This is a genomic window from Bradyrhizobium sp. Ken51, assembly GCF_055807435.1.
In genome coordinates this window covers 1-14,240 of record NZ_JBVVPB010000064.1, presented here as the reverse complement: position 1 = coordinate 14,240, position 14,240 = coordinate 1, and the positions used below count along the sequence as shown (strand labels likewise).

The window sequence follows — 14,240 nt, the reverse complement described above, 5'->3', positions numbered from 1 at the left end:
CGAACTACAGCGGACCGGTCAGCTTCAACTACACCGCCTCTGACGGCGCGCTCACCGCGAGCTCGACGGCCAACCTGACGCTTAGTGCGTCACAAGTATCTCAACCTGCGCCGGGCGGAATCCTCTTCGGCACCATCGGGAATGATGTACTCACCGGTAGCGATGGTAGCGACATGTTTGTTGTATCGAAAGGGTATGGATCCGATACGATCAGCGACTTCGACGCTCGCACTGACCTCGTGCGAGTCCAGAACTATGGTTTTGCGACCTTCGAGAGCTTCATAGCTGGCGCAAAGCAGGTCGGGGCGGATGTGGTTGTTGCACTGTCCGCAAGCGAGACGCTCACCTTCCAGAGCATAGCCCTTTCTTCTCTCACGGCGGCAAACGTGCTGCTCGATAATCCACTTGTGGCCAGTGCTGCGCCAAATACCGCGTGGACCACAATTGGAGCCGGCGGAACACTCCTAGGCGGTACGAACAATGATTCGCTGCAGGCAATGGGCGACGGCGTAACGTTGATCGGTGGCGCAGGCGATGACACCTACTTCATGTACAATCATGGTACTCAGGTGGTTGAGCTCGCCGGCCAAGGAATCGATACAATTATCACCGGCATGATCGACGGCTATAGTCTCATCAACGCCCCAAATGTCGAAAACCTGAGGCTCGGCGATAAGTTTGATTCACCTGCCACGGGCAATGATTTGAACAATATCATTGTCGGTAACGCCGGAAAAAATTTGATCGATGGCGGGAAGGGTAACGATGTTCTGACCGGCGGCGCTGGCATCGATACATTCGTGATCCGAGCGGGTAATGGCAACGATGTTATCACTGATTTCCAAGCTGGGGCTGGCGGAGACGTTCTGCAGATTAATGGTACAAGCTTCAAAGCTTTCTCAGATGTCAAGTTGGCCATGCAGCAGGTCGGAACGGACGTGGTTCTGACGTTGGGGAATGGCGAGAAAGTAACGCTTGAGAATACCAAGCTAGAGAACGTTACTACGTCGAATATTCACTTGGTGAACCTTCCGACCGGCTTGGTCCAGACGTTTGGCGACAGTTTCAACTCGCTGTCCGCCGGACAGGATCCTCATCTTACCTGGAAAACGAGTTATGCCTGGAGCGGTGTCGGAAGCTACACGCTTTCTGGCGAACAGGAGGTCTATGTTGATCCAAGTTTCACAGGTCTCCCGGGGACGCAGGCACCCGGTCCCCTTGGCCTAAACCCGTTTTCGCTCCAGGACGGCCATCTTGTTATTACCGCAGCGCCGGTCCCGTCGACCGACGCGGCTTATGTCGCTAATCATCAGTTCTATTCAGGTGTGATTACGACCGAAAACAGCTTCGTGCAGACCTATGGTTACTTCGAGATGAAGGCTTCGTTGCCTGGCACCAAAGGGGCATGGCCGGCTTTCTGGATGTTGCCGCTTAACACGCACGGGCTCGGCACGGAGTTGGACGTCCTCGAAGCGCTCGGCCGGGATCCCGACCAGGCTCATTGGGGCTTCGTGTCTGCTACGACTTCCAACCAGGGCTATTGGGCCAATACCGCCGACCTAACGGCGGGCGACCACACTTTCGGTGTTGAATGGACGCCGTACACGCTCACCTACTTTGTCGATGGCGTAGAGGTTGGGCAAGTCGCAACCCCATCAGATATGAACACAGCGATGTACATGATCGCCAATTTGGCAATGGGCGGAAGTTGGGCCGGCAATGCGGATGCTTCAGCCACGGCACAGATGAGCATCGATTACATCAAAGCTTACCAACTCGATGAGTATACGCTGGTAAAGTACGCGCTGAAAACCAGCGAAGCTCCAACATCAGTCATCGCTGGAATCGCGGGCGCAGATATCTTGACCGGAACGTCAGGCAGCGACCTGCTCGGCGGATCGGGCGGAGCCGATACCATGACTGGCGGTGCAGGTGACGACACATACCTCGTTACGGACACCAATGCGAAGGTCGTCGAGAGCTACGGTGGGGGTGTTGATACGGTAATGTCTTCCGTGAGTCATAAATTGGCCGACTATGTTGAGAACCTAACTCTAATGGGCTCAGCGGCGATCAGCGGAACCGGAAACTCTCAGTCGAATATCATTGTAGGAAACGATGCCGACAATCTTATCACGGGAGCTCTTGGTAACGACATACTGACAGGCGGAGGCGGGCGCGACACGTTCGCCATGAACTCGGGTGACGGATCCGACATCATCACCGACTTTGCAGCAGGCTCATCGGCGGGGCATGATGTCGTCCAACTCAACGGGTTTGCGTTTACCGCGTTCGGCGACATCTCAGCGGCAATGACGCAGGTCGGCGAAGATGTATATTTCGCTTTAACTAGCCATGACACTCTGGTCTTCCGCCATACTCTGCTGTCGGATTTCACTGGCGATAACTTCCAGCTGCCAGCGACTTTGCCGGTGGGAGGGGCCATTACATCGTGGGTCAACGGGTCGACCAGCAGCCATACCGTTTATGGCACGGCTGCCAACGACAAGATCGCTGCAGTGAACTCCGACGACACGCTTGTTGGGTGGACCGGAGACGATACATACGTAATCGGCAACCCGAACCAAAGGATCGCAGAAGAGGCTGGCGGCGGAATTGATAGTGTCGAAGCCTGGTCGTCTTACACATTGCCGACTAACGTGGAAAACCTAACGTTGATGAAGGGTGGGCTCACCGGCGTCGGCAACGCGTTGGCCAACCGGATGGTGGGTTCAAGTGGGGGCGACGTTCTCAACGGAGCGGCTGGCGACGATTGGCTCTTCGGCGGTGCCGGCAATGACACATTTGTCATCGCGAAAGGAAGTGGTCACGATACCATCGCCGACTTCCACGTGTTTACCAGCACGACCACAGAACAAGACAAACTGGTTTTGAAAGGGTATGACACCAGCGCCTATCTTTCCAATACAGGTGACGAATGGAGTGTCCACTATGCCGGTGGAATCGACACCTTCCATATTGTCGGCGTAAACCAGCTTACATCGTCTGACTACTTGTTTGTGTCCTAAGAACGCCCCTCGCGTGCTTAGCTATTGAGGTCCGGAGCCGATGAGCTGTCTGGTGAGCCTGGTCCCGAACCAGGCGAACCGATGAAGGGTCCGTTCGCCGCGTGGGCAACGCCTACTCCGGAAGCATTCACTGCGCCTGAGACGCTGTAGGGGGAGACCTGTTTGGTGCCTCGGGTCGCGCCTGCACGTTACGATTGCTCCGATCACACTGATCAGACGTGCTGGGAAATCAGGGCTCGGTTGAGCCTTGGTGCCGTGAAGCGGCCGGTGCGGTGCCTTGTCAGGGGTTTTGAAAAGGGCGCTCGAGGGTATGTCGCAGCGGCATGGTCTGTTGTTCCTGCAGCGGACGCGGCGCCGGAGGTTCTGGTCGCGCCCCAACTCCCACTGCCCTTGAACCGCCGCGCGCTGATGGCAACGAGAGTGTCAAAATCGGCGCCTTGAAACAGTGCGGGAGCCTGTTCAATTCGCATGAGACCCGCGCCTTGGTCTGATTGCTTTCAGGGACGGCGACCTCGGAGTGAGTTGCGCATTTGTTGGGCGACTGCCGGTGTTAGCTATGCGTTCACCAACTTATCGCCTTGTTAGTGCTCCCTTACCAAACGTTCAATCTCAACCTGCATGCTGACACGCACGTGTCAGAGGACGAACAATTATGCGAAGTTTGATCAGCGTATTGAGGGCGGGGTTGCTTGTTGCAGTTGTAGCAGGTCCAGCCAGCGCCACCCCCAACTGCCTCCGCGACAACAAGCCGTACAAACTTGCCGGTGATAGGATCGAGTGGACGATGAAGATCGCGCCAGGCGCCGACTGCATCCAAGGCCTACGCTGGTCAACAATGCAGATCTACAAGGTCGAGGTGGCAGAAGAGCCGAAGAGCGGCGAGCTGGTTCTGGTGGGACCCGGCTTTCGCTATCATGCTAAGCCCGACTTCGCTGGCACGGATAGATTTTCCCTTGTCGTGGTGGGTAAGAACCGTCACGACGAGGGTAAATCGACGGTTGAGATCACAGTGTCGAGACCAGGCTCACCCATTGTTGTTAGCGCAGCCGCTGACTCCCAGTGAGCGCGGCATCTAATACAGACACGCTGCAGAATGGTTAGGCGGAATCTGGATTTTACTGTCCAGCTTGGGTGCGGACGATCGCACTCTCGGCAAGTTCATCTGCAGGCGTTGGACGTGTGGCGTTGTTCTCTCCAGTCCCATCGATTGGCTCTTTCTGGCCACGAGAAAGCGAGCGGTTTAGCTCGCGTGTTTGGCCACACCGATGTAAGGCCTTCTTGAAGACGCGGTCCGACGGCGTTCGCCAAGCGAGCCGCTCCGTTTCGCGCGTCAATCGGGGCTGACCATCAGCCACAGTAGCCGGCCATACCAACCTAGAACAATGCAGCTGGCAATCAGCGCACCAAAAATGGCGATGTAAACGAGACCGCGCGTCATATCTGCCCCATAGCCATTAGCAGAAGTCCCTCTCATCGAAGCCCTGATTATCCACGCCCTCCCGGGCTGTCGGTTCGCTATCTTCAGCGTGGCAAAAAACGCCCGCCGAGTTGGCGAGCGTTCGCGATTTACAACAATAGAAGATCCGATCTATTTTCCGCCGATCGGTTGTTCAGGCGACCCAAGCCCGGAACCCGAACTGCCGATCGGCTGGCCGTTTGCGGAGTGGCCGACGCCGACGCCAGGTGCGCTGACGGCACCGGCCGCGGGAGCGGCAGTCTTGTTTCCTGAAAGAGCATTGTTTTGCTCAGATGCGACGGTTGCCTGGGCCGGATTTTGAGAATTGGCCGCGGGAGCCGATGTATTATTCGGAGTGGTCGGGGCTGTGCGCTGCCCATTATTATGGGGGGGCGCGATGCCGCCTTGGGTGGCCGAGTTCGCGGCTGGCGCACCAGCGTTGAAGTAATTGGTGCTCTTGTTCGGCGTCGCCTGGGTTGCGCTGGGGTTCGAAACGGCTGAGTTAGTATTGCCGGCGGGCGAAGTTCCGGTCGTAGCGGTGGAACCTCCGCCGCTTGATCCCGCGCTTGCAGCGCCGCTTGCACCACCGGCGCCGCCACCACCGGCTCCACCTCCGCCGCCCCCTTGGGCGAGGGCGGTCGAACTAAGGGCAAGGCAAGTAAGCGCGACGACAAATGATCGCTTCATGGCGTGTCTCCTGGGTTTCGAGGACAACCCGCTTCTGAAGGTGATAGTTCCTGAGGTCAGTTTCCGCTCTCTGGGCTAATCTCCGATGCGCTCAGAGTTTTAAAGGGGAGAGTCCGTCGGCTTGACCGGGATATTCCAGGGCCTTTTGCCATTAGCATCACGATTCCACCACCGCTCTTTCGAACCAGCGGCCTCATCGATTTTATCCTTTGCGCGCGCGGCCTTAATCTGGTCTCGGATCGATGTGTCGGCCGGCGAAGTCTCGGGCGCTGGTATCTGAGCTGCGGCGGATGATGAGATGGCGAGTAATGCAACGATAAGAAGGATTTTCATCACTCACGTTAGCATTTTCCGTCCTGGCCGTCCGATTTAGTTCGTTCCAGTTCAGGAGCGACGTGGGATGTTCAAAGAGCCATCTTGTGAGCGCCCAAATATCAGGCGTCCAAGATGCGTCAGGCCAAACCCGGCCCTCCTTACCTGTTTCGCGGGCCAAGCATAGAGATCAGGTCTAAAGGAAATGTCGCCTACTTGTCTCAGTGTCGGGAAGGATTAGCGGTGATTCGGTTTCCATTGCCGTTGCACCTGGGGAAATAGGGCTTCGCCGAAGAGGTGATGTTTGGGCGCTTAAGGCTACGTCAAACCGAACCGCCATCATCCCGTGTCATGACAGCGGCTTTAGCGAAAGGATCGTCATAAAGCTGGGGCGGTCAGGCCATACGTCGCCCCGGTGGCGCATGATCTTGGTCGAGATCCGGGCCTAAGCCGATCGGCTTCGATCAAGCTGCCCTATCAAGACACTCAGCGTCGAGATCTGCGATGACATCCTCGAAAGCAGAGATTGTCTGCTGGATGGCAGCGATCTTCTGAAGCTCATCGTCGCCGATCGGGCCGATGCGACTCTGAAGCGCCACCACCATCTCACGGCGCCGCTCTTTCAGCTGAAAAAGGGGCAAGCCATGGTCCGGTAGATATCTCATGAGTGCCTCACGGGTGAACGCTCAATCAACATACCGGAGACAGCTGAAAGGTGGTTCAAAAACTTCCATCGAACTTTATCGGTCTGGTTTACTCGCTCGGGAGTGCTCTCCGCTCAGTCGACGAAGCCGCTTGCGGCAGGAACGCGATGAGCTCTCATTTTTGTAGAGGACGATTCGCATCTGCCGCGCTCGGCGGCGAACAGCGCTAACCCGTCGGCCTAAGATCCGTGCCGCGCGTAGGGCGCTCACTTGTTCCTTGGCCAAACTAAAGAGCAAAGCCACCTCCTCGTGAGTCCAATCGCCTGGTCGTGCTTTAAAGCCCATGTGCGTCCATACCCAGGCGTGCCCCACCTAAGATGATTCTTATTAGCGGCTGCTAATCATCACATAGAGCCATGGTCAAAACCGGGCTGCAAGCTTCCCTCAGGGAAGCTGCCGCTCCGGTGAGCGGGTTATTGGCGCTGGAATAAGTAAGCATCGCTCTCTTCAAGGGACTGATCCAGTTGCGTCGCGCTGAAGGTTGTTCGTCACGCAGCTATGGCAGATGATCAGCTTTGCAGTTAGTCTGCGATCGTTTTCGGCCTCAATGGCGTCATCACATTCCCGTCGCACGCCATCCGTCGGGCGCTCGATTGTTCGCCGTTGCCTTGCTGGTCGGCTGTGCTGCAAGGCCGATACCCCATAAAGGCCCTCTGGCTTGCTCTTGCACACGGGGCTTCAGCTCCCGCGGAGAGCAGGCGCATTCCTTTAAGGTTGATCAGTGAGGTTAATTGCAACGAGTATTTGTCCCTCTGTGCAGAGAACGATATGTCCTTCTCTCCAAGGCAGGGACAAATGCTTGATAGGACCGAGGCCATCGCGCGAACTGACCGGCGCCAGGCCAGCGATTACTTAGTTCCGATACTCTTCTTCGGCCTCGCCGGCTTGGCGATGATCGCGTGGATCTCTGCAATCGGATGGATGAGCTGGTACTTCACCCTCTGGCTGCTTTTTTGAAAACGACTTGATTGCACATGGACTATTTCCGCAGCCTGTCGGACTACTTCCTCATCCAAATGTATGAAAACATTCTGCGCGAACTACACGTCGATCTATCGCGCGGTACGCGCCTGGTTGGCGATGCCGACCAACGCGCTGATCAGCTTCGTCGGGAGATCGACCGACGGGGTCTTTTCTGCAAGCCGATCGTGTGGCCAGTCCTGAAAGATGGCTTGACCTGCTGAAAGTGAACTGCACCTGACCATATCAAACGGCTGGGACCGCTAGAGCGGGACTCTAGGCCTAGCTGGGCGCGACGGTCCGTCTGGAGCCGTCATTGTTTGAGCGGGCGCACAGGGTAAGCGACGTGGCCAACCGCCCTTTCCATGTTTGGAGCGGATAAAATGCGGTCCGCAGACTAGCTTCCTGCCATCAAATCAGCCGGTTGTTTTTGATCGCGCGAATGCCCGGCGGCGCTTTGCGTTGCAACCCCCAATCTGCCTTCGTGGTCCGATGTCTGACTCAACGTGGGAGAGACTGCCCCCCGTTTCGCCGCGCCAGGCCATGTTTTGGTTGACCGGGCTGCCCGATATGTCCAGAGAAGGGTGGTCCCCCCGGGATTAACTTGATCGGGGTTTTTTAGAGAGGGCGATCGCAGGGTCTAACTGCCGCCAGGAACTTGGAATAGGAACAGGGCATTTCGACATGAGTGAGCGGATCGCTCTCATCACCGGCGTGACCGGGCAGGATGGCGCCTATCTCGCTGAATACCTGCTGTCGCTCGGCTACGTCGTGCACGGCATCAAGCGGCGGTCGTCCTCGTTCAACACCGCGCGGGTCGATCATCTCTACCAGGACCCTCATGTCGGTAACGTGCCGTTCCTGATGCACTACGGCGACATGACGGACTCGAGCAATCTGATCCGCCTGGTGCAGCAGATCCGGCCGACCGAGATCTACAATCTCGCCGCCCAGAGCCACGTCGCCGTCAGCTTCGAGAGCCCGGAATACACGGCCAATGCCGACGGCATCGGCGTACTCCGCCTGCTGGAAGCGATCCGCATCCTCGGCATGGAGAAGGAGACGCGGTTCTACCAGGCGTCGACTTCGGAGCTCTACGGCCTCGTCCAGGAGATCCCGCAGAAGGAGACCACGCCGTTCTATCCGCGCTCGCCCTACGGCGTGGCAAAACTCTACGGCTACTGGATCACGGTGAACTACCGCGAAGCCTATGGCATGTTCGCGAGCAACGGCATCCTGTTCAATCACGAGAGCCCGATCCGCGGCGAGACGTTTGTGACCCGCAAGATCACGCGCGCTGTCGCCCGTATCGAGGTCGGGCTGGAGGAGACACTCTATCTCGGCAATCTCGAAGCCAAGCGCGACTGGGGCCATGCGCGCGACTACGTGGAGGGCATGCACAAGATCCTGCAAGCCGACAAGCCCGACGATTTCGTGCTCGCCACCGGCGAGATGCACTCGGTGCGCGAGATGGTCGAGCTGTCGTTCGCGCAAGTTGGCCGCCGCATCGCATGGCGCGGGGCAGGCGTCGAGGAGACCGGCGTGGACGAGACGAGCGGCAAGACGGTGGTGAAGATCGATCCGACCTATTTCCGCCCCACCGAGGTCGATCTCCTCGTCGGCGACGCCAGCAAGGCGCGCAAGGTGCTCGGCTGGACGCCGAAGCGGAGCTTTGCAGAGCTCGTCGCGGAAATGATGGCGAGCGATCTGGCGGTAGCAAAACGGGACGCGACGAGTGGCAAGCGCTGCGTTTGAGCTGACAGGCAAGAGTGTCTACGTAGCCGGCCATCGCGGCATGGTCGGCAGCGCGCTTGCGCGCCGGCTGGCGCGGGAGGACGTCAAGCTCGTCACCGTGGACCGGGACGAGGTTGATCTGTGCAACCAGGCCGCGGTGTTCGACTGGTTCGCGAGGACGCGGCCGCAGGTGATCTTCCTCGCCGCGGCAAAGGTCGGCGGCATCGTCGCCAACAACACGCTGCGCGCCGAGTTCATCTACGACAACATCGCGATCGCGGCGAACGTGATCCAGGCCGCGCATCGGAACAGCGCCGAGAAGCTGATGTTCTTGGGTTCGTCCTGCATCTATCCGAAGCTGGCGGCGCAGCCGTTGCGCGAAGATTCCGTGCTGACTGGCCCGCTCGAGCCGACCAACGAGCCCTATGCAATTGCAAAAATCGCCGGCATTAAGATGGTGGAGGCCTATCGCAGCCAGTATGGCAGCGACTTCATCAGCGTAATGCCGACCAATCTCTACGGCCCCGGCGACAATTATCACCCCGAAATGAGCCACGTGGTCGCGGCGCTGATCCGCCGCTTCCACGAGGCCAAGATGTCGGGCGCGAAGAGTGTCATTGTGTGGGGCACCGGCACGCCGCGGCGCGAGTTCCTTTATGTCGACGACATGGCCGATGCCTGCGTGCATCTGATGAAGACCTATTCGAGTGCCGAGCTGGTCAATATCGGCACGGGCGAGGACATTACCATCGCCGACTTCGCGCGGGTCGTCGCCGAAACCGTCGGTTACGGCGGCGAGATCAGTTTCGACAGCTCGCGGCCCGACGGCACGCCGCGCAAGCTGCTTGACGTCAGCCGGCTCGAAGGGCTCGGCTGGCGCGCGACGACCTCACTTGATGATGGCTTGAAGCGCGCATATGCCGCTTACCTGTCGAATTTGTAGGCTCCAGGGAGCGGCCAAGGCCTATTCGTCCCGGCTCGTGCCGCCCGCGGTCTTCTCTGCGGCATCAGTGATGCGGCTATGCGATTTGGCGTCAATGCGCTCGGACAGTTCCAGCGAGCGACGGCGATCCGTCGGTGAGAACACCTCGCGCCGTGAGCATGATAATCTTTAGATCGTCTTGCGGGGACCAACGGTCGGGGGACTTGTCCGTGCCTCCGCGCGCCACTTCTGCAAGCCCACAAGGCATGTGCGTGTCAGTGCATCAGCTAACCCCACGGAGAATGACCGTGTATACCCCCAAAACAACGTGATCGGATGAACCTGCGATTCGCAGATGCTATCCACCATGCTAATCAAGAATGCAGGCAACCAGGAAGCGAACTGGGTGCCAAGCAATCCACCCCGATCGCCCCCAACCAAACAATCGTAGCCAGGGCGGCTACAGCACCGAAGGCGAGGGGAAAGACCAGATCGAACAGCCTGCGCGGCTCGTGGGTATCTGCGGTTTGATCCGCGGTTCTATCTGACATTCGGATTTCCTCTGGTCGAGGTCATACCGAATTTCCCTGTTTAACGAAGCTTTGCTGAGGTTAACCTGACCAGTAAACCTTAACAGCCACGCCCCTTCTCAAGGGATTTGGCGGTGCACAACAAGATTCTCTGGCAAGTTCGGCGAATCATCACCAATTTGGCACGTGACTAACGCACGGATGCAGCATGGGCGATGCGCTGCTGATCAGCTTGGCATTGTGGGGCATGACCGTCTGCGCGGCGGTAAAGTTGGTTGCGCTGATGGTGTAACGTTTTGCCGAAGGCGAGGCGAACGTTGGCATCTCACTTCCAGATCGTCCATCGGATAGCTGCGACAACTGCCGGCCGAATTCACCTTACTAGTCATCAGTCGCTCAGCTTTTAGGGCGTGTTTTGTGCAGGGGCGTTTCTGGCGCGACCGAACATCAGCCCCAGCAGGTTGGCGCGATTGCGAATTGCCTTCTGTGTCGATCCAGGGCTGCCGCGACTTCGTTGGCTCGGTAGCCGCGACCGATCATTTCGCGCAACTGCCGCTCGTCTTCAGGGGTCCAAAGCTTTATGATCGGATAGCGGTCATTGCTCATCCCGAGCTTCCTGCTGTTCTCTATCAAATTGCTAGGAGCGATACTAGTTCCCAGACAGCTACTTTCTTCAAGAGACGGCGGGCCACCTCGCAGGATGGCGGACTCAAAATTGAGCGGGCTTGATGTCGGATGCCCGGTTGCGATCCAATCTGCATTCCAAGCGAACGACGATGCCAAGGATGTCGTCGGACCCTATGCGATGCTTGATGTACTTCACACGAAGATAGCTCCATCGGGCACCCCGAGGACGCATTCAAGTGGACTACCCTGAGCGGTCGTGGCGCTCCGACCGACAAAGTTGCACGTCTCCTCAGCACGCGCTGACGCCCGGCGATCCAAGATCGCGAGCAACTATTGCAACAGCAGCTTCAGCCTAAGCGGTGAATGACTCGATGCCGGCTTCCCTAGGTCGAGCTGCCTCCCGCAGGTTTATCGATTTTCAAAGCTCCCGGCACCCCCATCGAGGTTGGTGCCTGCTGCTTGATATCCCCTATCAGGCGTGTTCATTGCCTCGGTTCTTTTTACCTGTGAGCTATCTTGAAGTTTCTGGTATGTTCCGTGCGCCAGCGACGTCACTCCCGGTTTTGCGGAGCTTTTCAGGTCTTTCGACTTGGAGACGCCCCCAACTGTGTGCCATGCTTTCACTGTTTATTTCCCCGTTTTAAGGGCACCGCCCCGATGCAACATCGGGTGAAATGTTGAGCTTGATCGGACCGAGGTAGGAGCATGATCGGAGGCTATGGATGGGTAAGATCTTCACTGCTTACGCAATGGCGGCCATCTGTCCGCCTTCAGTCTAGGGCAAGCGGTGTACTCGGTCTTGCCGGTCTCGATCTGGCGCTCACGATAGCCAACACGGGCAAAGCGGCATTCCCAATTCGTTGGCGGCCATTCCGCCTTCAATTGGCCGCTCAAGTGGGTGTTCTGTCTCTCATGTCCTGCTCTGGCATGGCTTCGCGGAATGAACAAAATGACAACTTCACCGCCCGTGGTGGTTACCGGCGCTGCCGGCTTCATCGGCAAGCATGTCTGTGAGCGCTTGCTTGCGCGCGGCGAACGAGTTGTCGGCATCGACGCAGTAACTTCTTACTATGATCCTGCGCTCAAACGCGCTCGCCTCGAGACGCTCAAGCATGATGCCTTCACATTCCACGAGATCGACCTTGCAGACTTCGCTGCGGTGATGCGTGTGTTCGACGAGGTCTCGCCCGACCGCGTGGTGCACCTTGCGGCGCAGCCCGGCGTGCGCGCCTCGATCGACGATCCCGTCACCAGCATCCGCGCCAATTGTGATGGCTTCGTCACCGTGCTCGAAGCCGGCCGGCGCCACGGCCTGGCGCATCTCGTCTATGCCTCGTCGAGCTCCGTGTATGGCGCCAATCGCACCTTGCCGTATTCGACCGAGCATTCAGTCAATCATCCGGTCAGCCTCTATGCCGCGAGCAAGAAGGCCAATGAGCTGATGGCGCACACGTTCGCACATGTTCACAAGCTGCCGGTGACCGGTCTTCGCTTCTTCACTGTCTATGGTCCATGGGGTCGGCCCGACATGGCCGCCTGGCTCTTCACGCACGCGATCTTTGCCGGTGAGCCGATCAAGCTTTTCAACAATGGAAATATGGGGCGCGATTTCACCTACGTCGACGACATCGTCGAGGGCGTGCTCCGCACCCTCGATCGGCCCGCGACGCCCAATCCCGCGTGGAACGCCGAGCAGCCGGAAAACTCGTCGAGCTATGCGCCGTATCGCGTCTACAACATCGGCAACAACCGCTCGGTCAATTTGATCGAGTTCGTCGAGACACTGGAGAAGATCATCGGCAAGCCCGCGATCCGCACGCTTCTGCCGATGCAGGCCGGCGACGTCCTCGAGACGCGTGCCGACATTTCGGCCCTGCAACGCGACGTCGGCTTCACGCCCTCGACGCCACTGGCGGATGGCTTGGGCCGCTTTGTCGACTGGTATCGAAATTATCACCGCATATAAACCCCTCTCTTGAGTAGCTCACACGTGTCCCAAAAAATTATCCCCCTGATCATGTGCGGCGGTGCCGGAACGCGGCTGTGGCCGGCTTCGCGCGAGGTGCGCCCCAAGCAGTTCCTGCCGCTGTTCGGCACGCGCTCGACGTTCCAGGACACGCTGTTGCGCGTCTCGGAGGCCTCGCTGTTCGATCGCCCGATCGTCATCACCAATGCGTCCTATCGTTTCATGGTGCTGGAGCAACTCGCCGAGATCGGCATCGAGGCCGACGTGATCCTCGAGCCGATGCGGCGCGATTCCGGCCCCGCGATCGCGGCCGGCGCGGTGTTCGCGCAGAACCGCGCGAGTGAGGCGATCGTGCTCGCGCTCGCCGCCGACCACGTGGTGCAGGACAATGCCGCGTTCGTCGCGGCGTGCCGCCAAGGCCTCACCGCCGCGAGCGCCGGGCGCATCGTCACGTTCGGCGTCAAACCGGAGCGGCCGGCGACCGAATACGGCTATATCAGCCCGGGCGAGCTCATCTCCGGCGAGGTGCACGCGGTCGCGCGCTTCGTCGAGAAGCCGGATGCCGTGAAGGCGGCCGACTACGTCAATTCCGGCTATCTCTGGAATAGCGGCAACTTCATGTTCCCGGCCGCCGTCTTGCTCGACGAATACCGCAAGGTCGATGCGGCGAGCGTGGAGGCGATTTCCAGTGCTGTGACCAATGTCGGCCGCGATCTCGGCTTCGTGACGCTGGAGCCTGAGGCGTTCGGCGCGGCCAGGGCGATCTCAATCGACTATGCGGTGATGGAGAAGACCGCGCGCGCAGCGGTCGTGCCGGTGTCGTGCGGCTGGTCCGACGTCGGCTCCTGGCACGCGGTGTGGGAATTGTCGGACAAGGACGCGCAAGGCAATGCTTCGCATGGCGCCGCGGTGTTTGAGGACAGCCGCAACTGCAACGTCACCACCGATGCCGCGCTGGTCGCGCTCGAAGGCGTCGACGATCTCATCGTGGTGGCGACCGCGGATGCGGTTCTGGTCTCGCGCCAGAAGGATGCCAACGGGCTGAAGCGGCTGGTCACAAAACTCAAGGCGGTCGCGCCGAAAGTCACCGAGGAGCACCTCAAAGTGCATCGGCCCTGGGGCAGCTACCAGTCGGTCGACGATGGCGAGCGTCACCAGGTCAAGCGCATCGTGGTGAAGCCGGGCGGGCGGCTGTCGCTGCAGAAGCACCATCATCGCGCCGAGCACTGGATCGTCGTCCGCGGCACGGCCCGCGTCACCGTCAACGAGACCGTCAAAAGCGTGCACGAGAACGAGTCGATCTACATCCCGAT

At 58.8% G+C, this 14,240-nt stretch carries 10 protein-coding genes; 8 read left to right on the top strand and 2 right to left on the bottom strand.

What is annotated here, in order from left to right:
• Together AC0L27_RS39885 and AC0L27_RS39880 are read left to right on the top strand one after the other, a co-directional pair.
• Positions 1–3,029, top strand: a 3,029-nt coding sequence (locus tag AC0L27_RS39885) for a family 16 glycosylhydrolase (protein WP_473323468.1), incomplete at its 5' end; no start/stop codon positions are given.
• 652 nt (positions 3,030–3,681) lie between these two features.
• Complete coding sequence (locus tag AC0L27_RS39880) at positions 3,682–4,092, top strand: hypothetical protein (protein ID WP_354100911.1); 411 nt, start codon at positions 3,682–3,684, stop codon at positions 4,090–4,092.
• Positions 4,093–5,948: 1,856 nt separating this feature from the next.
• On the opposite strand, the gene AC0L27_RS39875 is transcribed toward AC0L27_RS39880, so the two are convergent.
• A complete protein-coding gene (locus tag AC0L27_RS39875; RefSeq protein ID WP_473323466.1) occupies positions 5,949–6,149 on the bottom strand; it encodes a hypothetical protein in 201 nt (66 codons plus the stop codon).
• A gap of 834 nt (positions 6,150–6,983) precedes the next feature.
• Here AC0L27_RS39875 and AC0L27_RS39870 point away from each other — a divergent pair.
• The 4 genes from AC0L27_RS39870 (at position 6,984) to fcl (ending at position 9,825) form a co-directional block, all read left to right on the top strand.
• The gene (locus AC0L27_RS39870; RefSeq protein WP_354057438.1) at positions 6,984–7,145 is read left to right on the top strand and encodes a hypothetical protein; all 162 of its coding nucleotides are present in this window, start codon (positions 6,984–6,986) and stop codon (positions 7,143–7,145) included.
• A 17-nt stretch (positions 7,146–7,162) separates the two neighbouring features.
• Positions 7,163–7,372 carry a hypothetical protein gene (locus AC0L27_RS39865; protein WP_354057436.1) on the top strand — a complete coding sequence of 70 codons (210 nt, stop codon included), beginning with the start codon at positions 7,163–7,165 and terminating at the stop codon, positions 7,370–7,372.
• Positions 7,373–7,832: 460 nt separating this feature from the next.
• Complete coding sequence (gene gmd, locus AC0L27_RS39860; RefSeq protein WP_354100909.1) at positions 7,833–8,903, top strand: GDP-mannose 4,6-dehydratase; 1,071 nt, start codon at positions 7,833–7,835, stop codon at positions 8,901–8,903.
• The gene (fcl, locus tag AC0L27_RS39855) at positions 8,884–9,825 is read left to right on the top strand and encodes a GDP-L-fucose synthase (protein ID WP_473323463.1); all 942 of its coding nucleotides are present in this window, start codon (positions 8,884–8,886) and stop codon (positions 9,823–9,825) included. The genes gmd and fcl overlap by 20 nt, the downstream gene beginning before the upstream one ends.
• Positions 9,826–10,781: 956 nt before the next feature.
• On the opposite strand, the gene AC0L27_RS39850 is transcribed toward fcl, so the two are convergent.
• Positions 10,782–10,940 (bottom strand): hypothetical protein, encoded by a 159-nt coding sequence (locus tag AC0L27_RS39850; protein WP_473323461.1) that lies wholly within the window; start codon positions 10,938–10,940, stop codon positions 10,782–10,784.
• 970 nt (positions 10,941–11,910) lie between these two features.
• On the opposite strand from AC0L27_RS39850, the gene AC0L27_RS39845 reads away from it, so the two are divergent.
• Together AC0L27_RS39845 and AC0L27_RS39840 are read left to right on the top strand one after the other, a co-directional pair.
• The gene (locus AC0L27_RS39845) at positions 11,911–12,927 is read left to right on the top strand and encodes an NAD-dependent epimerase/dehydratase family protein (RefSeq protein ID WP_473323459.1); all 1,017 of its coding nucleotides are present in this window, start codon (positions 11,911–11,913) and stop codon (positions 12,925–12,927) included.
• A 24-nt stretch (positions 12,928–12,951) separates the two neighbouring features.
• The coding region (locus AC0L27_RS39840) for a mannose-1-phosphate guanylyltransferase/mannose-6-phosphate isomerase (RefSeq protein ID WP_473323457.1) at positions 12,952–14,240 on the top strand (1,289 nt) is incomplete at its 3' end.

Excerpts from the sequence above, each read along its gene's own strand:
- AC0L27_RS39880 (WP_354100911.1), top strand. The coding sequence starts at position 3,682 with ATGCGAAGTTTGATCAGCGTATTGAGGGCGGGGTTGCTTGTTGCAGTT.
- AC0L27_RS39875 (WP_473323466.1), bottom strand. The coding sequence starts at position 6,149 with ATGAGATATCTACCGGACCATGGCTTGCCCCTTTTTCAGCTGAAAGAG.
- AC0L27_RS39870 (WP_354057438.1), top strand. The coding sequence starts at position 6,984 with ATGCTTGATAGGACCGAGGCCATCGCGCGAACTGACCGGCGCCAGGCC.
- AC0L27_RS39865 (WP_354057436.1), top strand. The coding sequence starts at position 7,163 with ATGGACTATTTCCGCAGCCTGTCGGACTACTTCCTCATCCAAATGTAT.
- gmd (WP_354100909.1), top strand. The coding sequence starts at position 7,833 with ATGAGTGAGCGGATCGCTCTCATCACCGGCGTGACCGGGCAGGATGGC.
- AC0L27_RS39850 (WP_473323461.1), bottom strand. The coding sequence starts at position 10,940 with ATGAGCAATGACCGCTATCCGATCATAAAGCTTTGGACCCCTGAAGAC.
- AC0L27_RS39845 (WP_473323459.1), top strand. The coding sequence starts at position 11,911 with ATGACAACTTCACCGCCCGTGGTGGTTACCGGCGCTGCCGGCTTCATC.